This window comes from Actomonas spartinae, assembly GCF_051209155.1.
In the GTDB taxonomy this organism is placed as follows: Bacteria; Verrucomicrobiota; Verrucomicrobiia; order Opitutales; family Opitutaceae; genus Actomonas.
Map to the genome: position 1 here is coordinate 151,462 of NZ_JBPJGB010000006.1, position 20,271 is coordinate 171,732.

Annotated in this window: 17 protein-coding genes; 4 read left to right on the plus strand and 13 right to left on the minus strand. The window is 65.4% G+C overall.

The window, feature by feature from the left end; all coding sequences use genetic code 11:
* The gene (gene trhA / locus AC0MRV_RS20300; RefSeq protein ID WP_472766349.1) at positions 1 to 642 is read left to right on the plus strand and encodes a PAQR family membrane homeostasis protein TrhA; all 642 of its coding nucleotides are present in this window, start codon (positions 1 to 3) and stop codon (positions 640 to 642) included.
* Positions 643 to 741: 99 nt separating this feature from the next.
* On the opposite strand, the gene AC0MRV_RS20305 is transcribed toward trhA, so the two are convergent.
* The 11 genes from AC0MRV_RS20305 to AC0MRV_RS20355 all read right to left on the minus strand — a co-directional run bounded on the left by AC0MRV_RS20305 (position 742) and on the right by AC0MRV_RS20355 (position 12,239).
* Entirely contained in the window at positions 742 to 1,350 is a 609-nt protein-coding gene (locus AC0MRV_RS20305; protein WP_472766350.1) for a hypothetical protein, read from the minus strand.
* 49 nt (positions 1,351 to 1,399) lie between these two features.
* Positions 1,400 to 4,561, minus strand: coding sequence for an efflux RND transporter permease subunit (locus AC0MRV_RS20310; protein WP_472766351.1), 3,162 nt, complete (start codon positions 4,559 to 4,561; stop codon positions 1,400 to 1,402).
* Positions 4,561 to 5,730, minus strand: a complete 1,170-nt coding sequence (locus AC0MRV_RS20315) for an efflux RND transporter periplasmic adaptor subunit (RefSeq protein WP_472766352.1) — start codon at positions 5,728 to 5,730, stop codon at positions 4,561 to 4,563. Before AC0MRV_RS20315 ends, AC0MRV_RS20310 begins: the two co-directional genes overlap by 1 nt.
* 191 nt (positions 5,731 to 5,921) lie before the next feature.
* Positions 5,922 to 7,337 carry an efflux transporter outer membrane subunit gene (locus tag AC0MRV_RS20320; RefSeq protein ID WP_472766353.1) on the minus strand — a complete coding sequence of 472 codons (1,416 nt, stop codon included), beginning with the start codon at positions 7,335 to 7,337 and terminating at the stop codon, positions 5,922 to 5,924.
* The gene (locus AC0MRV_RS20325; RefSeq protein ID WP_472766354.1) at positions 7,334 to 8,047 is read right to left on the minus strand and encodes a CerR family C-terminal domain-containing protein; all 714 of its coding nucleotides are present in this window, start codon (positions 8,045 to 8,047) and stop codon (positions 7,334 to 7,336) included. Before AC0MRV_RS20325 ends, AC0MRV_RS20320 begins: the two co-directional genes overlap by 4 nt.
* A gap of 90 nt (positions 8,048 to 8,137) precedes the next feature.
* Entirely contained in the window at positions 8,138 to 8,602 is a 465-nt protein-coding gene (locus AC0MRV_RS20330; RefSeq protein WP_472766355.1) for a TonB family protein, read from the minus strand.
* A 215-nt stretch (positions 8,603 to 8,817) separates the two neighbouring features.
* Positions 8,818 to 9,330: a DUF3592 domain-containing protein gene (locus AC0MRV_RS20335; RefSeq protein ID WP_472766356.1), complete on the minus strand. Its 513-nt coding sequence runs from the start codon at positions 9,328 to 9,330 to the stop codon at positions 8,818 to 8,820.
* Between the two features lie 34 nt (positions 9,331 to 9,364).
* Positions 9,365 to 9,826 carry a TPM domain-containing protein gene (locus AC0MRV_RS20340; protein ID WP_472766357.1) on the minus strand — a complete coding sequence of 154 codons (462 nt, stop codon included), beginning with the start codon at positions 9,824 to 9,826 and terminating at the stop codon, positions 9,365 to 9,367.
* Position 9,827: 1 nt separating this feature from the next.
* Entirely contained in the window at positions 9,828 to 10,613 is a 786-nt protein-coding gene (locus AC0MRV_RS20345) for a TPM domain-containing protein (protein ID WP_472766358.1), read from the minus strand.
* 94 nt (positions 10,614 to 10,707) lie between these two features.
* Positions 10,708 to 11,310: a LemA family protein gene (locus AC0MRV_RS20350; RefSeq protein ID WP_472766359.1), complete on the minus strand. Its 603-nt coding sequence runs from the start codon at positions 11,308 to 11,310 to the stop codon at positions 10,708 to 10,710.
* A gap of 185 nt (positions 11,311 to 11,495) precedes the next feature.
* Positions 11,496 to 12,239, minus strand: coding sequence for an SDR family oxidoreductase (locus AC0MRV_RS20355; RefSeq protein ID WP_472766360.1), 744 nt, complete (start codon positions 12,237 to 12,239; stop codon positions 11,496 to 11,498).
* A gap of 126 nt (positions 12,240 to 12,365) precedes the next feature.
* On the opposite strand from AC0MRV_RS20355, the gene AC0MRV_RS20360 reads away from it, so the two are divergent.
* Entirely contained in the window at positions 12,366 to 12,974 is a 609-nt protein-coding gene (locus AC0MRV_RS20360) for a TetR/AcrR family transcriptional regulator (protein ID WP_472766361.1), read from the plus strand.
* Positions 12,975 to 13,086: 112 nt separating this feature from the next.
* Here the strand turns inward: AC0MRV_RS20360 and AC0MRV_RS20365 are convergent, their stop codons facing one another.
* Both AC0MRV_RS20365 and AC0MRV_RS20370 read right to left on the minus strand, forming a co-directional pair.
* On the minus strand, positions 13,087 to 16,362 hold the full coding sequence (locus tag AC0MRV_RS20365) for a DEAD/DEAH box helicase (RefSeq protein WP_472766362.1): 3,276 nt from the start codon (positions 16,360 to 16,362) through the stop codon (positions 13,087 to 13,089).
* 321 nt (positions 16,363 to 16,683) lie between these two features.
* The gene (locus tag AC0MRV_RS20370; RefSeq protein ID WP_472766363.1) at positions 16,684 to 17,385 is read right to left on the minus strand and encodes an energy transducer TonB; all 702 of its coding nucleotides are present in this window, start codon (positions 17,383 to 17,385) and stop codon (positions 16,684 to 16,686) included.
* A gap of 422 nt (positions 17,386 to 17,807) precedes the next feature.
* Here AC0MRV_RS20370 and AC0MRV_RS20375 point away from each other — a divergent pair, with 422 nt between their 5' ends.
* Together AC0MRV_RS20375 and AC0MRV_RS20380 are read left to right on the plus strand one after the other, a co-directional pair.
* Complete coding sequence (locus tag AC0MRV_RS20375) at positions 17,808 to 19,118, plus strand: ADP-ribosylglycohydrolase family protein (protein ID WP_472766364.1); 1,311 nt, start codon at positions 17,808 to 17,810, stop codon at positions 19,116 to 19,118.
* Between the two features lie 513 nt (positions 19,119 to 19,631).
* Positions 19,632 to 20,150, plus strand: coding sequence for a hypothetical protein (locus AC0MRV_RS20380; protein ID WP_472766365.1), 519 nt, complete (start codon positions 19,632 to 19,634; stop codon positions 20,148 to 20,150).
* Positions 20,151 to 20,271 lie beyond the last annotated feature (121 nt).

The following is a 20,271-nucleotide window of genomic DNA, read 5'->3' on the forward strand; positions in this document are numbered from 1 at the left end:
ATGACGTCCGAGGAAACCGCTGGCGAAACCTGGGCCAACAGTCTCACCCATGGGGTGGGGGTGCCGCTGAGCGTGGCGGGGCTGGTTTTGTTGTTGTTGGAAGCGTCCGGTGCCGGCGATGCATGGCGGGTGGTGAGCACCGCGATCTTTGGCACGACTCTCATTCTGCTCTACACGGCTTCGACCTTGTATCATGCGCTGCGCGGCGAGGCTTTGCGGCGGCGACTGCGCAAGTTCGACCACGCGGCGATCTTCCTGCTCATCGCGGGCACCTACACACCGTTCCTGTTGGTGACGCTGCGCGGGCCGTGGGGGTGGAGTTTGTTTGGCGTGATCTGGGGCCTGGCGGTCGCGGGTGTGGTGCTGAAGTTCTGGTTCGCGGGCCGGTTCAAGGTCGCGTCCACCTTGGTCTATCTGGTGATGGGCTGGTTGGTGGTGCTGGCGCTCAAACCCTTGGTCGCAGCCTTGCCCAGCGGCGGCCTGACTTGGCTGATCGCCGGCGGGGCCTGCTACACGCTGGGCACGGTGTTCTACCTTTGGCGCCGCCTCGCCTACCACCACGCCGTGTGGCACCTGTGGGTGCTCGGCGGCAGTGTGTGCCACTGGGTGGCGATCTACGGCTGGGTGGCGCAGCCGGCGTAGGTGTGTGATGGCCGCGGGTGGCTCGACGTCCCGCGGCCACGAGGTCGAGCCCTATCAGTTAGCTGCGACCAATCCCTGCAAATGGCTTGGTGTTTCCGGTCAATTTGGCCGAGTGGCGGCGTTGCTGCGTCGCCTTTCGAGCTCTTGCGCTATCTCTGCATCACGCTTGGCAGCTTCTGCTTGAAGCATTTGGCGGCGTTGTTCGAGCGAGAGTGGAGGTTTGCTGAATTCAACCGTGAGCAGTTCGAGTTCTTGGCGGATGACCGCCATTGGATCGGTGAAATCGGCGTGGCCGGCGCAGCGCGCGGCACCGGTGGTCGCATTGACAAGAATAGTGGGGCCAGGCGAGCCGTGCGCGCCATGCCCAAACTCGATCCGCCAGTCGTCCCCGGCTCGGGTAGGCAGGAAGCACATGCCGCAGCCGCCGTATTCGCGGACCCGGTAGATGGTCGCGATATACCACGCCTCAAAGTCGTCGACTCCGTCAGCGATCGAAAACGTTTCAAGTTTGTGCAGGATCTTTTTTCCGCAAGTCCGGTAGGCAAAGGTCGCAAGTTGCTTGTCTGAATCAGAAAGATTGTCTGCCGCCATGGCGTTGGCGTAGTCGTCATCACAGTTTGGATACCGATGCTCGGGTTCCTGACCAATCAGGGTCGCGGCGAACGCGACGTGAAGAAGGAGTATCCAGCGAGGCCGGGCCGGGTTCATATCAGTTCTTTACAACAGCAACGGGTCCGGCGGCAACCCCGGCTACAAATCAGTTCCGCCCCGGCAGGAGTTTGCGGCCGAGGGCTTTGACGTCTTCGAGCACCATGATGAGGGAGGGCACGAGGATGAGGATGATGGGCGTCGCGAAGATGATGCCGGTGGCGAGGGAGACGACCATGGGAATGAGGAAGCGCGCCTGCACGCTGGTTTCCAGCATCATGGGCAAGAGACCGAGGCAGGTGGACAAGCTCGTGAGCAGGATGGGACGGAAGCGGCGGGAGATGCCGGCCAACGCGGCCTCGGTCGGGCTTTGGCCGCGGGCGCGACAGACGTTCATGTAGTCGAGCAGGACCACCGAGTCGTTCACCACCACACCGGTGAGGGCGACGATGCCGAAGAGCGAGATGAAGGTGAGGTCGTAACCGAGCAGGAAGTGGCCGAGGATCGCACCGATCACGCCGAAGGGAATCGCTGACATGATCACGAAGGGCTGCAGGTAACTGCGGAGCTGCGCGCCGAGGATGATGTAGATCAACATGAGCGCGATCATCATGTTGCGGGCGAGGCTTTGCAGGTCCTGCGCCTGGTCGCGGGTCTCGCCTTCGAAACTGGCGTTGAGGCTGGTGTAGCGCGCCTTGAGCTCGGGCAGGGTGTTGGCGTTGAGAAAGGCAATCACGTCGTTGGGCGTGGTGACGGCGGCGTCGACATCGGCGGTGACACTCACGATGCGGCGACCGTTGACGGTGTTGATCTGCGAATAACCCACCTGTTCCTCAATGGTGGCCACGGTGTTGAGCGGCACCTCGCGGCCGTCGCGCAGGCGGATGCGGGTGTCGCGCAGGGTGCCGAGGCTTTCGCGGTCGGCCTTGGGGTAGCGCACATAGACGATCACCTCGGAGCTGCCGCGTTGGATGCGTTGCACTTCCTGGCCGAAGAAGGCAGTCCGCAACTGGCGACCGAGATCGGCCGGCGTGAGGCCGACGGCGAGGCCTTCGGGGGTGAGGTGGAAGAGGTATTCGGTTTTGCCGCGTTGGTAGCTGTTGGCGACGTTGAGGGTGCCGTCGATTTCCTCGAGCGCGGTCTTCAGGCGGTCGGCGGCCTCGTTGAGGCGTTCCTCAAGCGGGTGGCTGAGTTCGATCTCAATGTCGGCGCCGCCGCCGATGAGGGAACTTTGGAACTCGAGCGATTCGATGCCGGGCAGGTTGCGCACACGCTCGCGGATCTTGGCCTCGATTTGGGAGGAGGTGTAGGAACGGTAGTCCGACGGCAGGAGCTGGATGTTGACCTGGCCGAGGTGCGCGCCCGAGCCGCCACCACCACCGCCGCCGGGGCCTCCGCTCTGCGCGGCGATCGAACCAATGCTTACGGAGACGCTTTCAAAAGCGGCGTGGCCAGCCTCGGTTTCGATCTCGTTGCGCACGGCGTAGACGGCGTCCTCGATGGTTTGAATCGTGCCTTCGGTGACCGCGAACGGCGTGCCTTGCGGCATGGTGAGGCTGATGCTGATGCGGTCGCCCTCGATCTGGGGGAAGAAAATGAAGCGCACCAAACCGCCGCGCACCATGCCGATGGTGACGATGGCGATGGCCACAAACGCCGCGAAGGTGGCGTAGCGGTGCCGGATGGCGAAGTCGGCAAAGGGCACCACGCGGCCGTTGACGAATTTGCCCAACAGGGTGGTCACGCCGTCGCGCATGCGGGCCATGATGCCACGGCTCCAACGCGTGGGGTTGGACAAATGTGACGGCAGGATGAAGTAGGCTTCCAGCAGGGAAATGAAGAGGATGACGATGACCACCGCGGGCACGACCTGGATGATCTGGCCGAGGGTGCCGGTGCTGAAGAGCAGTGGGGCAAAGGCGGCCATGGTGGTGAGCACACCGACACTGACCGGGGCGATGATGGCGCGCACCCCGCGCAGCACGGCGTATTTTTCGCCCTTAAACTCCTCCTGCGCCTCAAAGATACTTTCGCCGGTCACGATGCCGTCGTCGACCACGATGCCGAGCACCACGATGAGCGCGAAGAGCGAAACCATGTTGATGCTGACGCCAAACGCGTGGAGCAGCATGAGGCCGCCGAGAAACGAGATAGGGATAGCGGCGCTGGTCCAGACTGCGAGTTTGAGGTCGAGGAACAGGGTGAGGATGAGGAAGACCAACACGAAACCGAGCAGGCCGTTGCGCACCATGAGGCTGATGCGGTCCTTCAACACGGTGGTGTCGTCCTGCTGCAGACTCAGGTTCACCCCGGCCGGCAGCGAAAGCGTCTCGAGGTAGGCCTTCACCGCGGTGGCGACGGCGAGGGTGTCCTCCGTCTCGCTGCGTTTCACATCGATGAAGGCGGCGCGTTGGCCGTTGAATTTGCTGGTGAGGTTGGAGTCCTCGAGGCCGTCGATCACCGTGGCGATGTCGCCGAGGCGCAGCACCGAACCGTCGGGCAGCGAGCGGATGGCAATGGATTCAAACTCGGGGCCGGTATAGCGCTTTTCCTGCACGCGCAGGAGGATGTCGCCCTGGGCGGACTCGACGGTGCCGGCGGGAATGTCGGCGGAAAAGGCCGAGACGGCCTCGGAGACGGCAGCGAGGCTCAGGCCGTAGTCGCGTAGTTTTTCTTCGGATACCTCGATGGAGATCTGGTAGTCGCGGATGCCGCGCAGGGCGGTGAGGGCGACGCCGGGGAGTTGCTTGAGCTCGTCCTCGATGGTGTCGGCCCAGAAGCGCAGGGTCTTCTCCGGGGCGTCGCCGTAGATGGCGAGGGTGAGCACGTTGGGCGTGGGGCGGGCCTTGACCACGATGGGCCGTTCGGCGTCGGCCGGCGGGAAGGCGGTGAGGCCGCTCACGGCGGTGTCGACCTCGTTGTAAACGTCGTCGGCGTCGGCGAAATCCTTGAGCTCGATGCTCACCACGCCGCGACCCTCGGAGGCGGTGGCGGTGACGCGTTTGACGCCCTCGATGCCCTGCACGGCTTCCTCGATGCGGCTGGTGATGGAGTCGGCCACCTCGTAGGGCGTGGCGCCCGGGTAGGGCACGGTGACCGTGATGACGCGCGGGTCGATCGACGGGAAGGTCTCGGTGCGCATGTTGAGCGTGCTCACGAGTCCGCCGATGACGAGGAACGCCATCAGGATGTTGGCCGCGACGTGGTTGTCATTGAACCACGCGATGAGCCCGGTGGGCCGGGGTTCGGGATGCGGGTCGGGCGAGGCCATCAGAGCGAGGGGGCGGAGGTGGCGTTGGCGGAGGCGGGTTGCGGAGCCGCATCGCTGCGGCTGACGGCGGCGCCCTCCGCGGCGCCGGCGAGACGGTTGGTCACAACGACCGCACCGGCGGGCAGGTTGCGCAGCGCGAGCGTGTCACCGTCGGCGTAAAGGATGTCGGGCTGGTGGGCCTGCAGGGTGTCGTCGGATGCGACGAGCCAGATGACGCCGTTCTGCTGCAGGGCGCTGGCCGGGACCTGACTGATGGCGTCGAGTCGCGGGCCGTGAATGGTCACGCGGGTGAAGACGCCCGGCACGAGGTTGCCGGGGTCGTCGTTGAAGCCGAAACGCACGGTGGCGAAGCGGGTGTTGGGGTCGAGTTGGGCGGCGCTGCGGCGCAGGGTGCCGGCGTAGGTGCGGCTTTCGCCGAGGTGGTTGGCGGTGATTTCGATGGTGGCGTTGGCGGTGCCGAGCAACCACTCGAGGCGGCGGCCCTCGAGCGAGGAGACGACCTCGAGCGAGGCGAGGTCAAAGGCGCTGCCGTAGCTCTGGCCGGCCTGCACAAACTGACCGGGCGCGATGCGACTGGTGAGCACTCGACCGGCGAAGGGCAGGGTGTAGCGCGCGCGTTCGAGGGCGAGCTGGGCGGTGCCGAGCGCGGCCTCGGCGGCCTGCAGGTTGGCCTCGGCCTCGGCGAGCTGCGGCCGCCGGGCGACGAGATCGGGCGCGGCCTGACCGGGGTTGAGCTGAGCCCATTCGGCGACGGAGGCCTCGGCCTCGGCTTGGGCGAGCTGCAGCGCGGTGCGGGCGCGGGCGACCTCGGCGGCGCGGCTCTGAGCGGTGAGCTCGTAGTCGCGCGGGTCGATCTCAAAGAGCGTGGTGCCAGCGGTGAACGCGCCGCCCTCGTAGAAGGCTGGATGAACCGCCTGCACCCGGCCGCTCACCTGCGGCACGAGGTTGATCTCAGTGCGGGCGCTGACGGTGCCGGTGGTGGTGAAGACGAGCTGGTAGGGCGCGGGGTCGACCGTGATCGTATCCACAAACAGGGCACGCGCGCCGCCGCCATTGCGGCCGGCGGGTTCGTAGCGCGTCTGCATGAGACGGTTGATCATGAAGGCGACCACGACGAAGACGATGACGGCAACGAGTTGGATGAGGCCGGTGCGTTTGGAGGAGGGCATGGGAAAGTGGGAGCTGGGTGCTGGTGGGCTGGTGGGCTGGTGGGCTGGTGGCTGGGTTCTGGGGACCGGGGTCACCCATCTTCGCCAAGGCTACGACGGGCGGGGACGACCCCGGCTACAGCGTGGGCAGGCATCTGTGTTTATCTGTGTAATCTGTGGTCAAAAAAGGCGTGGAATCGGCGCGTTGGCTCTCAGGATTCGGCCTCGAGCCAGGTGCCGCCGAGGGCGAGGTAGAGGGCGATGCGGGCGTTCCAGCGGGCCTGTTGGGTGCGCAGCCAGCCTTGCTCCGTGAGGTAGCGGCGCTGCTGGGTGTCGAGGAAGGAACGCAGGGTCACGATGCCGTTGCGGTAGCGTTCCTCGGTGAGGCGTTCGGCGGCGCGCAGGGCTTCGAGCGAGCGGGTCTGGGCGTCGAGCTGGCGGGCGAGCTCGCGGTCGGTCTGCAGGGCGCTTTCGACCTCGCGCAGGGCACCGAGCACGGTGTTGGCGTAGCGGGCGGCGAGTTCGCGGGCGGCGGCTTCCTGCAGGCGGAGGTTGGCCTGAAGGGCGCCGCCGGCAAAGAGGCGCTGGGTGAGGCTGGCGAGGACGGAACCGGCGAGCTGGTCGGTGGAGAAGAGTTGGTCGAAGTCGGTGCCGCCGACGCCGAGCGCACCGCCGAGGGTGAGTTTCGGATAAAGATCGGCCACGGCCACGCCGACCTGGGCAGTGGCTGCGCGGGCGCGGAGCTCGGCGGCGCGGAGATCGGGGCGACGGTCAAGCAAGGCGGCCGGCACGGCCGGCGCGGGGGCGGCGGGCGGCGCCAGCAACGGAAAGCTTTGGGCCGCGATCGAGGTGGTGCCGGGCGTGCGACCGAGCAGCACATCGAGGCGGTAGAGTTCGTCGGTGAGCTGGCGTTGGTAGAGCGGGACGTCGGCCTGGACGCTGGCGAGGTTGTCGCGGGCGAGGTAGACGTCGGCGGCGGTGGCGCCGTTGGTGCCGAGCTCGTAGCGACGTTGCACGAGGTCGGCGATGAGCTGGCGGTTGGCGGCGTTGTCGTGGGCGAGCTCGAGGAGGCGCTGGTTGACCGCGATGGCGACGCGACGGTTGAGGAGCTCGGCGATGAGGGTGTGGGAGAGGGCTTCCTGTTCGGCGGCAGCGGACAGGTAGCTCGCGGTGCTGGCCTCGATGCCGCGCCGGCGGGAGCCGAACAGGTCGAGGGTCCAGGAGACGTTGAGGTCGGCGCCGTAGGCTTCGTTGTAAACGCGGTCGCCGTTGGCGGTGGTGGTGAACGCGCGGCGAGCGTCGGCGCTGAGCGAGGCGGCGGGGAGATTGCCGCCGGTGGTGATGTTCAGGCGCTCCTCGGCTTGGGTGACGCGCTCGGTGGCTTCCTGCAGGGACAGGTTGGCGGCGAGCAGGGTATCGACCATCGCGGCGAAAGCCGGGTCATCGATCTGCGTCCACCAGCGGGTCATGCCGGGGGCGGCGAGCGCGGGCTCAGCGGGGGCGTTGACGAACTGCTCGGGCGGCGGGGCCGACAGTTCGGGGCGGGCGGGCGTCGGGCCGACGGCGCAGCCGGCGAGAAGCGAAACGGTCACCACGCTGGCGCCAAGTTGAAGAAGGCGGGAACTCATGAGCGGGAAGCGGCGGAGAAAGGCGGGAGGTTGAGGCAGGCGTCGGCGTGGGCCTGGAGGACCTGGCGGATGAGGGCGACGTGGTCGGCGGTGAGGGCCTTGGTGCCGAGGCTGCGCAGCAAGCTCTCGCGGCTGACGGCGAAACCGAGCATCTGCCCGAACAAGGCATGGACGCGGATACGGGCTTCGTTGCTGGCGGGATCGACGCCGGTGGCGGCGCCCAGCAACAGGAGGAGCTTGGACTGCACCCGGTCGAAGCAGTTGTCGTAGATGTGATCGAAGGCCGGGGTTGGCCGGGACTGCTCCCGCACGATGATGCGGGACCAGAGGCGGATCTCGTCGGACTGCACCATGGTGTCGGCCATTGTGTCGATGAGACGCAGGAAAGCGCTCCGGGCTACGGCGGGGTTGAATTTTGTGGCGGTGACTTCGGCGACCAGCGCTTCGGCGGTGGGCCGGACGGCCGCCTGCAGGCGACCGACGATGTAGTCGATCACGGCGAGGTAGAGGCCGTCCTTGTGACCGAAATGGTAGTTGATTGCGGCCACGTTGGCGCCGGAGGCCTCGCAGAGCATGCGGGTGGTGGTGCCCTTGAGGCCGTATTCACCAAAAAGTTCGAGCCCGGCTTCAACCAAGGCCTGACGCGTGCGGCAGCCGCGCTGTTCACGGCGGTCGGTGGGCAGGGTTTCGAGCGTGGCCGAGGTCGGCATGACGCGGAAAGTGTTCAAACAAATGTTTGAAAACAAGTCCGCAGTGCAGAAATCAGTCAGGTTGACGGGCGGTCGCGAAGGCGTGGGCGATTATTTCGGTCCGAAGAACGGGGTGGCGTCGAAGCGCACGGGGATCATGACCGCGTAGTCGATCGGGTTGCCGTCATCGTCGTGCTTAATCGGAAAAATCCAGCGGCTGATGGTGCTGACGGCGGCTTCCTGAATGTCGGCTTCGGTGTTGGTCATGGCGATGGCGACATCGGCGACCAGGCCCTCGCGATTGACCAGCACGCCGAGCAGGACGAGGCCCCCGCGGCCTTCCTTCTTCGCCTTGCGTGGCAGGCGGGGTTTCGGGTCGTGGTCGGGTTCCACCTCCTGCGGGTATTCGAAGACAGGATACCACTGGCCGCCGACCTCGATATGATTGCGCTCGGCCAGCGGGACGGGCGGCCGACCGTCATCCTTGTCCTTGGCCGCCAGGGGCGCGGCCAGCAGCGCGCCGCCCAAGCAAAGGCTCAGCGCGATACGATGGTGGAATGGAAGCAGGCGAAACATGGGACGAAGAGGACCCTCGGGCACGGGGGGGCGAGCGTGCAACGACAGCGGCAGCCATCCTTCCGTTCCGCCGGTTTGGGCACAATCAAAAGCCGCCCGCGGAGAGCGGCCGATCATGTTGCCGGGCTGCGCTCTGCCGTGGGCCTCGACCCTGACGGGGGCCACCCTGCCGGCGGCGTTTCGAGCGCCGACCTCCCGGGTTTCCTCAACGCAGGCTAAACCGGAGCCTTGAAGAAGCGGCGCGCCAGCAGGCCGGCGGGTAAGAGGAGCGTGATGCCCAGGCAGAATTGGTTCCAGTCGAAGCCCGGCGCGAGCAGACTGTCGGACGGATCCACCGGGTTGTAGGACACGATCATGGTCGAGCCGACCGGATGGGCCGCGATGTAGTCGTGGGCGTAACGCGGGTCGGAATCGCCGCTATACCCAAAGTTGATGCGGTCGTTTTCGTAGGCCTGACCGCCCACGTCGTAGCCGTAGCGCAGTTTGGCCTCGTGCATGATCACCGTGGTCCGGGCATGCGTATCCGAGTTGTAGCGCTCTGATTCGCGCTGTTCGACGGTGGCGCTGAGGATGGTCGCGGAGGTCGTCGGCCAGTCGGCGGCCTCGGCGCCGCGGAAAGCGCGGTGAAAGAAGAATCCGGCGAGCAAGAGCACCACCATCATCGCGAACCCGATCGCCAAGCGGGCGACGGTGAAACGGCGAGGTGGAGGTGGGCGGTCGAGGGGCAAAACGCGATCGGCGGGGGGAGCAGCCCAGCTCTGCTCAGGTCTGCGGGGGATCGTCCGACGGACGCGAGACGACCTGGTTGGACAGCTCGTTCACATCGTCGGATTGGTGGGGGAACTCCTGGCCGAGCAGCTTGCCGGCGCGGCTGATGCCCTCGACGAGCGCGGTGGTCGGATCGCCGGCGCGGAAGTGGCTTTGCATGGCCTGGGCAACCTCGGTCCAGAAATGTGGCGGGCATTTTTGGTGAATGCCCTCGTCACCGAAGACCGCAAATTTGCGGGCCTCGGGGGCGACGAAAAAGAGCACGGCGTTACGCTCCGCGGTTTGGTGCATCCCGAGTTTGGCGAACTCCTTCGCCGCCGCGGCAGTGGGATCGTCGACCTCGCCGGCTTTGAGCACGACGCGGATTTCGCCCGACGTGCACTTCTCGGCGGCCGCGATGGCGGCCTCGATGCGCCCGTGGTCGAGCTGTTCTTCAAAAACGTTCAGTTCACTCATGTTACCAGCTTCCTCCTGCTCCGCCGCCGCCGAAACTACCGCCGCCGCCGGAGAATCCACCTCCCCCGCCAAAACCGCCGCCTCCACCGAAGCCACCGCCGCCGCCCCCGATCCACCAGCCCGAGTCGCGGTGGATGCCGCGGCGGCCGTAGACGACCCGGCGACGCATGGACGCCATGCGCAGGCCGACCAGGATGAGGACAAAGATGAACCCGCCCACGCCGATGCCGCGCTGCTGGCGGGCGTCGCGGCGATGTGAGCCCACGGTGCGGCCGGTGCCGACGTATTCGCCTTTGGTGGCGGCGATCATGGCGTCGACCGCGGCGGTCAGACCACCGTCGTAGTCGCCCTGCCGGAAGCGTGGCGCGATCTCATCGGCGATGATGCGTTTGGCGAGGGCGTCGGGCAGGGCGCCTTCGAGGCCGTATCCGACCTGGAGATACATTTGCCGGTCCTGCAGAAAGATGAAGAGCACCGCGCCGTTGTTGCGGTCGCCCTGACCGACCTTCCAGCTCTGGGCAACGCGCCGGGTGTAGTCGAAGACCGAGGATTTCGAATCCATCCGGTTATAGATCGCGACCAGCAGCTGGTTGGACGACTCGCGCTCGTAGGCCTCGAGCTTCTGGTCGAGCTGGCGCGCGACGCCGGCCGAGATCGTGCCCGTCGTGTCGTTGAAGTAAGCGCGCGGCGCCGGCGGAATGGTCTCCGCCACGACGACGGTGGCGAAACCACCGATGGCGGTGAGGAGCAGGAGTAGGCGGAGAGGCAGGGACTTGTTTTTAACCACGGATGGACACGGATAAACACAGATGGTGGACGCAGGCACGGGCATGGAATCCGTGTTAATCTGTGTTCATCCGTGGTAGAAAAATTCGTTGGGTTCAGCCGCCGAAGTCGACCTTGGGGGCTTCGCGGGCGGCGGGGTCGGCGGAGAAGTAGGGTTTGGCTTCGTGGCCAAAAAGGCCGGCGAGCATGACGGCGGGGAAGCGTTTGATGGCGGTGTTGTAGGTCTGCACCGCGCGGTTGAAGTTGCCGCGTTCGACGGAAATGCGGTTTTCGGTGCCTTCAAGCTGGGCCTGCAGGTCGCGGAAGTTGGCGGTGGCGGTGAGCTGTGGGTAGCGCTCGACCGTCACGAGCAGGCGGGAGAGGGCGGAGCCGAGCTGGGCCTGGGCCTGCTCAAACTGGGCGAAGGCGGCGGCGTCCGTCGGGGCGCCGGTGGCGGGCAACTGCGCGCGCCCGACGGAGGCGCGGGCGTTGGTGACTTCGGTGAGGGTGGACTTCTCAAAGTCGGCGGCGCCCGACACGGTGGCGACGAGGTTGGGCACGAGATCGGCGCGGCGTTGGTAGACGTTTTCAACCTGAGCCCAGGCGCCGTCGACGGCCTGTTCCTTGGTGATGAGGCCGTTGTAGGTGCCGATGGCCATCAGGAGCAGGATGCCAAAAAAGACGGCGGGAATACCGAGGATGAGCAGAAGTTTCTTCATGGTCGTGAGCCGCGGACCCTGCCGCAGATCGCGCGGGGATGCAAGGGACGCGTCGTTACAGGATCACGCGGGGTTTGGAGAGCACGTCGCCGCGCGGGTTGGCGGCGGGAGTATAAAAACGCCCGCAGTCGAAGTGACCGCGGGCGCGTCGTGTTGCGAGGGTGGTCCTCGCCGAGGTGGTTGGATCAGGCCGGTTGAAGCATGCCCGCGATGCGGCGCTCCAGCGTCTTTTGACCGGCTTCGTAGGGCTCGGCGTAGCCGCGGGCAAAGTCGTCGGTGAAGACCTCCTCGGCGCCGCTCTCGATGCCGTCGAGGATGGTCGCCGCAACGTCGGCCGGCGTCGCCTTGGGCATTTCAATGGACTTGGCCATGTCGGTGTCGACGGGGCCGGGGTATACGCCGATGAGGCGGATGCCGCTGCCGCCGAGCAGGAGGCGGGCGCCGGAGGTGAGCGAGTGCACGGCGGCCTTGGAATCGCTGTAGGTCGCGAAGGCCGGGAAGTTGGAGAGGCCGGCGACGCTCGACACGTTGACGAAGACGCCGTGACCCCGGGCCTTGAAGACGGGCGTGAAGGCTCGGATCACTTGGAGCGGGCCCCAATAGTTGACCTCGAACTCCTGGCGGGCGCCATCGAGGGACTCGCCAAACAGATCCGGGTTGGCGACGGCGCCGGCGTTGTTGATGACGATGGTCGCGTCGGCTGCGGTGCGAGCGGCGGTGGCGATTTGATCCGGTTGGGTCACGTCGAGCGCGAGCGGGACGACGCGGCCGGGATGGGCCTCGACGAGGTCGGCGAGGGCGTCGACGTTGCGGGCGGCGGCGTAGATCTTGGTCACGCCGCGGTCGAGCAGACCGTTGACAAGGGCGCGGCCAATGCCGCGGTTGGCGCCGGTCACGAGGGCGACGGAGGAAGAGAGGGAGGTGCTCATGTTGTTGGGAAGGACTGGGTAAGGGTGAATTATTGAGTGAACGCTCAAGAACAGGATGTGGTTTGGCGGCACGTCAATTCATTCTTGAATAAATATTCAATAACCTTTCCCTTGTCCTCTGATCCGATGGCCCGGCCCGCTCAATACAACTGCAACGAAGTCCTCTGGAAGGCGACGCTCCTGTTCTGGGAGAAGGGCTATCGTGCGGTCTCGATCTCCGACTTGGTTCAGGCGACCGGGCTGCAGCCGGGCAGTTTGTATGGCCGTTTCGGCAGCAAGGAGGGGCTTTTCCTGGAGTGCATCGATCACTACCAGACGATGGCCGATCGGATTCGCGATCAGCACCTCGAAGCGCCGTCGCCACTGGCGCGACTGCGGTCCTTTTACGACGCGATGGTGGATCAGGCTGCCAGTGAGGATGGCGAGCGGGGTTGTTTCATCGTCAACGCCTCCTTGGAGTGCGAAGCCAGTGAAACCGCGATTCGGACCAAGGTGCAGGATTGCATGGTGCGCGGCGAGGCGTGGATCCGGCAGCAACTCGACGACGCGGTCGCGGAAGGCGAATTGCAGGGCACGACCGATACGGCGTTGTTGGCCGGATGCCTCTCCAGTTCCTTCTACGGTTTTCGGGTGATCTCCCGCGCCGGCGACGGCCGGGAACGCCTGCCGCATATCGCGGCGACGACCTTTGAGAGCCTCATCGGACCGTGGCGCACCGAATTGGTGTCGGCCTGAGCAGCCGCGCCCGCCCGCGGCGATCCGGGGAGACCGGGGTCACCGACCCCGGCACCAGCCTCTGATTCATCTGCGTCCCTCGGCGTGATCTGCGGTTGGTCACCGCCATTGTTTAGCTCAGCACCGCGCGCAGGTTGTCGAGGTCCATGACCTGGGCGAGGTTGTCCTCGTTGATGACGGCGGCGGCGAGGTTGGCTTTTTCGCGCTGCAGGACGCGGATCTTTTGTTCGATGGTGCGATCGGACAACAGGCGGTAGGCGATGACGGGACGCGTTTGGCCGATGCGGTGAATGCGGTCGATGGCCTGCGCCTCGGCGGCGGGGTTCCACCACGGGTCGTAAAGCACGGCGTAACTCGCGGCGGTGAGGTTGAGACCGAAGCCGGCGGCTTTGAGCGACAGGAGGAAGACGGTCTTCGACGGATCGTTTTGAAACTGCTCGACGAGTTCGCCGCGGTTTTCGGTCGCGCCGGTGAGGATGAGGTGGCCGATGCTCTCGGCGGCAAGGCGGCGTTGGATGATCTCCAACATGCCGACAAACTGACTGAAGACGAGGACCTGGTGGCCTTCCTCGGCGAGCTCGCTGACCAGCTCGACCAGGGCCTCGAGTTTTGCGCTGGGCAACTTGGCGTGGGCCGGATCAATGAGCCCGGGATGACAGCAGATCTGCCGCAGGCGCAGCAGGCTCGCGAGCACATGGAAGCGCACCTGGTCGAGCTCCTTGGGCGACTCGACCCCGAGGAGCGTGGCGCGGGCACGCTTGAGCTCGGCGTCGTAAAGGGCACGTTGTTCGCCCTCGAGTTCGATCACGAGGTCGTCCTCCGTGCGTGGTGGCAGGTCGGGCGCGGCCTGGGCCTTGGTGCGGCGGAGCAGGAAGGGACGCACGCGGCGCCGCAGCAGTTCGAGCGCGCCGGGGTCGACGTCGCTGTATTGGCGGCGGAAGCCGGCGTGATCGCCGAGCAGGCCGGGCTGGGCGAAGGCGAACAGGCTCCACAGATCGGAGAGTCGGTTTTCGATCGGCGTGCCGGTGAGCACCACGCGGCGCTTCGCGCGCAACGAACGGGCGGCGACGGCGACCTGGCTGCGCGGGTTCTTGATGAACTGGCCTTCGTCGAGCACCACCGCGTCCCACTCCGCCTCGCGGAAAGTCTGCGCGTGCAGGCGCAGTTGGGTGTAGTTGGCGACGAGGATGCGCGGCCCGGTGTCGGCCACGGCGGCGCGGCGTTGCATCGGGTCGAAGGGCGCGATGGCGAAGTCGGGCGCGAAGCGGGTGGTCTCGGTTTGCCAGCCGTGCATCACGCTCTTGGGGCAGACAACCAGGGCGCGGAAGGGACGCTTCGGATTTTGGATTTTGGATTCTGGATTTTCGATTTTGGCGTCCGCTAGATGCAAAAGCCACGCGAGGGTCTGCACGGTTTTACCGAGGCCCATGTCGTCGGCGAGGATGCCGCCGAGGTGGTTGGCGGAAAGGTGGCACAGGAAGTGGAAACCCTCGATCTGGTAAGGCCGCAGGGTGGCGCCGAGACCGGCGGGCACCGGTGGCGGCGGCAGGGCGCGGAGCTTGGCGGCGCGATCCTGTAACAGGTGCACGAATACACTGTCGCGATCGGCGAGGGCCTCCGCCTCCAGCGCCATGTCCAGCAGGTGCACCTCGTGTTTGAGCGGGCGGCCGTGGTTGAGCACGTCGCTGAAGCCGAGTCCGAGCCGCTCGAGGGCGGCGGCGATTAGCGGGTCGCAGTTGATGTCCTTGCTCAGGCGGCGCCAGCCGCCCTGACGCGGCAGATGGACCCAGCGCCCCTGGGCCTTGGCGAGCAGCGCAACTTCCTCGGCGGTGAGTTTGGTGTCCTCGACCTTGAGGTCGACGCTGAGGCCGAACCAATCCTGATCGGCGGTGGCGTTGCGGGCCAGGGAAGTGGATACACTGGCCTTGAGCGGTGCGCCCAGCAGGCTGGCCAGTTCGGGCGAGACATCGAGCGCGACTTCCCGGTGCTGGCGGGCGTGCCAGTCGATGAAGTCCTCGGCGAAGTCGTCGTGGACCGGCCGCATCCACGACTCGGCCCAGCCGTCCCAGGTAAGGCGGAAGCCGCCGAAGCGCGCGCTGGCGGCCTCGGCGTCGGACAGGTCGAAGTCGAGCGCGGTTACGCCCGCGACACGCGGCGGTGGCATGGCCTTGGGGTTCCACTTCCAACCGATGGCTTCGCCGGTGAAGATCTGCTCGCAAAACGGATCCTCGCTGCGGGCGGTGAGTTGGGCGTGGAAGTCGCGTTCCTGACCGTCGATGGCAGGCGAGAGCCAGCACTTGAGGCGCGGTTTGAGGCGGATGACGCGCAACTCGGCGGAGTGGCCGTCAGGCAGGCGCAACTTGAGGGCGCGCAAACGCGGCAGCAGGCGGGCATCGCTCAACGCGGCGACGGGCAGGGACTCGGCGGGCGTGGGCGGCGGACCGCGCCAGAGGTCGCCCTCGAAAAGGTAGAGGGGCTGTGGCTCGGCGGCGACGAGTTTGGCGGTGTCGGCCGGGCGACCGTCGGGCGCGACCAAGTGCAGGTCGAAGCGGTCGGGGTCGTCGGCGTTGACGGTGGCTTGGGGCGCGAGGGGCTCGGGCTCGATGGTGAACGGGCGGCCGTCGTGCAGGCAGAGGGCGGAACGGGCGGCGGTGTTGCGCAACAGGCCGGAGACCGCGGTGGGCTCGAGGGGTTGGCGCGGATTGAAGCCGTTGGGCAGGAGGCGAAACTCGGCACCGAGCGCGGCGGCGAGGGCGCTGAGGGCGGGCGGCAGGAATTCGAAGTCGGACGGACGCAGGCGGGCGAGTTCGGCGAGCCAGGCCTTCGAGGGCGCCTTCCACGGTTTGTCGGGGGCGGTGCGGTGTTCGACCAACCAGTTGCCGAGCAAGTCGAGGCGGACACGCAGGTCGTGCACGTTGGCAAAGGCGGCGCGACCGGCGGCGGCGGGATCGGATTCGGTCGAATTGGGCTCGGGCAGGGCGCGCAGCCAGCGGCCGAGCTCGGCTTCGAGCGCGCGGTCACCGGCGGGGGGCAGGGTGGCGGCGCGGCGGGCGGCGGCGGTGGGTTCGATCTGGTTGGGATCGCGGCCGTCGGGCTGGCCGGATTCCACCGCGGCGAGCCAGGCTTGGCCGGCGGCGTAGGCGTGGGCGCAGTCACTGTGGGCGCGGCAGGTGCAACGGGTGGTCCAGTCGCCGCGGGTGAGGAACAGGGTGACGGTGAGCGGCTTGGGCGTGGCGCCGATGACGGTGGCGCTCACGAGGTGGTCGGCGACCGAGGAGACCTCGGTGACCGCGCCCTGTTTGAAAAGTTGGAAGCCGTTGCGTCGCGGCAAATCGCCGAACGCATCCAAGCGCAACTGCAGCGCGGAGAGCGCTTCGCGAGTGCGCACGGCACGAACGGTGGGGGGGTAGCGGCGAGGCATGAGGGGCCGGCAATACACGAAGGTCGCCGCGATTGCAAAGCCGGGTCACCGTCGAGGCGGTCGTTCAGGTGAAGCGATGTGCCGGTCTTCTGGCGCAAGAACCTATCTCTGGATCAAACCACTGCCGCTCGCGCAACCCGATCCAAGCTGGACCACGAGCGTCGAACCCCAAACCCCAAGGCCTGACCCTTTTCCGGCTTTTGAATTTCGACCAGACGGACTCGGGAATCGCGCTGGGGCCTCATTGACCCCTTTTCCCTCTCTCTTTTCGGCCCCTTGTCGCGTCCGTCAGTCGGTGATGTTGAATTGAATCGCGGCCTGCATCCGGGTGTTCACCGCGCGGTCGTCTTTCTTGCCGGGACGGAACCTCCACTTGGAAACGGCTTGGATGGCGGGTTTTTCGAACTCGCGGTGGGACGAGCGGAACGCGTAGGCCTGCACCACCTTGCCCTTGTTATCGACGATGAAGGCCACGTGGACCTCACCGGTGATGCCGGCGCGCCGCATTTCGAACGGATAAACCGGCTTGGACTGGAAACGCGGGGTGGGCTGCTGGTCGAGGTTGGCGATGTCGAACAGGTCCGTCATGCGCTGGCCGATGGCGCGGCTGCTGCTGGTCTTGGCAATGGCCATGACGCCGTAGGCGCGGTCCTGCCGAAGGGAGTCCTTGAGCGGCTGAATGGAGCCGGTGTGGTTTAATTGCTCGAGCAGCACCTGGACCTTGGCCTGGTTGAGGACCGCCACGTCGTAGCTTTCGGGATTGGCCTGGGCGATCAACTGGTCGATCAGGGCGAGGGCCTCGTCGTAGCGGTTGGATTCCGGGGCAGTCAGTTCCTGCAGTTTGCCCAGAGCTTCCGAAACTTCGTCGGAAATTTCATTCTTGGGGGCTTCGCGGATCTGGGCGTGAAGCGATACCGGAACCAGAAGGCCGGCAACAACGACGGCGACACAGGTGCGGGTAAAGCGAGAGAATGGGGAGAAGACTGCCATGATGAGATCGTCAGTCAGTGATGTTGAATGGAATGGGAACCTGCATCCGGGTGTTCACCGCGCGGCCACCCTTCTTGCCGGGGCGGAATTTCCAACTGATAGGAAATTACTTTTCAGCGGCGTGCTGGGGGTGGGAGGGAAGGGGGAGGGGTAAACGCTCGCGGAGTGAAAATCGCGCCTCGCGGAGGAGGCCGATTGGCGTTGGGTGAGACAACGGAGTTAGTTGAGCGATTTTCGTGCCTTGGGCGAGTCCGGAATCCCGAATGGGGCCGAAAAAGGGGGCCGGAAAAGGGGTCAATGCTATAGGGGGCTGTTGCCCAAATCGGCTGGGTGATTAGCGTGCGGTAGGCTTCGCTTGGCGGTGCGATGATGATGCACCCCGCGCGATTGCAAAGCCGCGTCGGATCGCGACGATCGTGGCCATGACAATATCCGGTGTTCGGCGCGTCGTGGTCGGGTTGGCAGTTCTGGGTCTGACTTGGGCAAACGGGGCGGAGTCGAAGGCAGAGGCGGATGTCTGGGTGGTGTCGCGGGCGCACTACGCCGAACAGTTGGCCGGTTTCTGGTTGGGGTCGTGCGTGGCCAACTGGACCGGACTCACCACCGAGATGGACCGGGTGGCGGCGCCGTTCTACACCGATGCGGACTGGGGTCAGCCGGATCAGCCGAACATGTGGGGCGGGGCGGGCCCCTCGCCGGTGATCGATTTTTTCCTGGTTCGCGGCGCGGAACCGTGGGGCGCGGATGACGACACGGACATCGAATACCTCTACCAATCGCTGTTGGAAGCGGCGGAAGATCCGGTGCTCACGCCGGCGCAGATTCGCGACGGTTGGTTGGCGCACCTCTGGTCGGACAATTTTAATCAGGACGGCGAAAACTACCTCTGGGTCTCCAACGAGCGCGCCTACGAGCTCATGCGCACGGGGATGCTGCCGCCGGCGACGAGCGACCCGGCGAACAATCCCGACAGCGAGATGATCGACGCGCAGCTGACGACCGAGTTCTTCGGCTTCTTCGCGCCGGGAAATCCGGCGGTGGCGCGGCGGCTCGCGCACCTACCGATTCGCACGACCGCGAGCGGCGAAGCAGCGGCGGTGGCGGAGTTTTACGTGACGATGTATGCACTGGCGGCGCGGTTCGATGCGGCGCAGCCGCTGGGCCCCCAACTCGTGGCGGCGGCGCAGGTGGCGCGGGCCGAGCTCCCCGCGGAATCGGTGGCGGCGCACATGTATGATTTTGTCGCCGCGGCGTATCAGGAAAACCCTGACAAGACCGACTGGGAGTCCACCCGGGACGAACTCTACCAACGCTATCAAGTCGGCGGCGAGGCGGGTTACGTTTATCAGCAGCCCTTTGACGCCCTGATCAATTTCGGAGCGAGCCTGGTGAGCCTGTTCTACGGTGAGGGTGACTTCCGGCGCACGATTCGGATCGGCTGTCTGGCGGGCTGGGATGCGGACAACCCGACGGCGACCTGGGGCGGCTTGCTGGGTTTCGTCCTCGGCCGCGAAGGCGTGGCGCGTGCGCTGGGCGAGAGCGATCTATCGGACGCCTATCGGATCAGCCGCACGCGGCGCGCATTCCCGGATCACACGCCAAACGCGGATGGCGAGGACACGTTTACCCTAATGGCGCATCGTGCACTGCCGGTGATCGACCGAGTGGTGGAGCGATACCTCGGAGGGGAAGTCGACGAGGTGGCCAACGTGTGGCGGATTCCCCCGCGGTGAAACACAGTTGCCGACCTCGCCGGCGGCAAAAATACCCAACGATCATTTCCCGAAAAGAGGCCAACGAATGCATCTTTTTGGGAAATGATCGTTGGCTTGAAGACCACCAATCCCGTGTGCAATCTCCTGGCTATGAACGCGAAATATGGCGGTGGTGATCATTTTGCCACGGCTTTGCATTCCGTTATTACTGCATCAGGTGCGGGCTAATAACACTGATGGGCAAACGCAGGTCACATTATCCGTCTCCTTGGCTCACATTGGGCATCTGGCTTTTGTTTCTTTTTGCGGGGGCAATGTTCGCGATAAACGTCGTTCTTGCCGCCATCGGTCGAGAGTTCTGGGGTGCCGGAGCATTTGCGTTGGCGACTGCGCTTTTCCTCTTTCTCGCGAAAAAGACTAGGCAAGAAATTCGATTCTAATTGAGGACGGAAAAAAGAAATAGGCCCATCCATCCACCGCAGCCAACGTCGGGCTTCGCCCGCCGCGGCTGAGTTCAATCGTTAGCCGGAGATGAATGAATACTTGGTAGAGCCCACCATTGGTATCGGGCCGGTTCGTTTCGGAATGGGGCGCGAGGAAGTTCGTGAGCTTCTCGGATCGCCAAACTACGTCGAAGCGGCCCATGAAAAGTGGGGGATTCAGTTTCCCGCGAAGGATTGCTTTTTCGATAGCTGCATTCAGATCCGATACGATCTCGATGAGAAGGTAGAGGACATCCAGTATTCCGCACATCCCTCATTCTCGGTGGTTTTCGATTCGATTCCTGTCCACGACTCCGACGTCGATACGATCGCCAAGGCGATCGAACGCAGTGCCAAGTTAAATCGGGGCGAGCGTGAGTTTCCCCACGTCTATTCGTTTCCAGACATCGGCCTCAGCCTCTGGCGGGAGCACCTCGGAAAGTCCAAGTTCGACACCATCAATCTTCGACGCCCCGAGTCGGAGTCGGAAAAGAAAGAGGCTAACCAACTCCTGAGGCCAACTGAGCAAGTAAAATCAGGCGGCGGCGAGTTGGGTGGCCAAGGGTGAGTGCCGCTGTTGAAGGGCGGCCAGGTAGCGGGTTTCGTCGTAGGGCACGCGGTCGTGCCAGCAGCGCCAGAGGATGCGGATCCATTTAAAAGCCAGCGCACGCAGGATGGTTTGGTGGTTC

Excerpts from the sequence above, each read along its gene's own strand:
- trhA (WP_472766349.1), top strand. The coding sequence starts at position 1 with ATGACGTCCGAGGAAACCGCTGGCGAAACCTGGGCCAACAGTCTCACC.
- AC0MRV_RS20330 (WP_472766355.1), bottom strand. The coding sequence starts at position 8,602 with ATGTTTCGCCTGCTTCCATTCCACCATCGTATCGCGCTGAGCCTTTGC.
- AC0MRV_RS20325 (WP_472766354.1), bottom strand. The coding sequence starts at position 8,047 with ATGCCGACCTCGGCCACGCTCGAAACCCTGCCCACCGACCGCCGTGAA.
- AC0MRV_RS20310 (WP_472766351.1), bottom strand. The coding sequence starts at position 4,561 with ATGGCCTCGCCCGACCCGCATCCCGAACCCCGGCCCACCGGGCTCATC.
- AC0MRV_RS20320 (WP_472766353.1), bottom strand. The coding sequence starts at position 7,337 with ATGAGTTCCCGCCTTCTTCAACTTGGCGCCAGCGTGGTGACCGTTTCG.
- AC0MRV_RS20350 (WP_472766359.1), bottom strand. The coding sequence starts at position 11,310 with ATGAAGAAACTTCTGCTCATCCTCGGTATTCCCGCCGTCTTTTTTGGC.
- AC0MRV_RS20370 (WP_472766363.1), bottom strand. The coding sequence starts at position 17,385 with ATGGCAGTCTTCTCCCCATTCTCTCGCTTTACCCGCACCTGTGTCGCC.
- AC0MRV_RS20360 (WP_472766361.1), top strand. The coding sequence starts at position 12,366 with ATGGCCCGGCCCGCTCAATACAACTGCAACGAAGTCCTCTGGAAGGCG.
- AC0MRV_RS20340 (WP_472766357.1), bottom strand. The coding sequence starts at position 9,826 with ATGAGTGAACTGAACGTTTTTGAAGAACAGCTCGACCACGGGCGCATC.
- AC0MRV_RS20305 (WP_472766350.1), bottom strand. The coding sequence starts at position 1,350 with ATGAACCCGGCCCGGCCTCGCTGGATACTCCTTCTTCACGTCGCGTTC.
- AC0MRV_RS20375 (WP_472766364.1), top strand. The coding sequence starts at position 17,808 with ATGACAATATCCGGTGTTCGGCGCGTCGTGGTCGGGTTGGCAGTTCTG.
- AC0MRV_RS20355 (WP_472766360.1), bottom strand. The coding sequence starts at position 12,239 with ATGAGCACCTCCCTCTCTTCCTCCGTCGCCCTCGTGACCGGCGCCAAC.
- AC0MRV_RS20380 (WP_472766365.1), top strand. The coding sequence starts at position 19,632 with ATGAATGAATACTTGGTAGAGCCCACCATTGGTATCGGGCCGGTTCGT.
- AC0MRV_RS20315 (WP_472766352.1), bottom strand. The coding sequence starts at position 5,730 with ATGCCCTCCTCCAAACGCACCGGCCTCATCCAACTCGTTGCCGTCATC.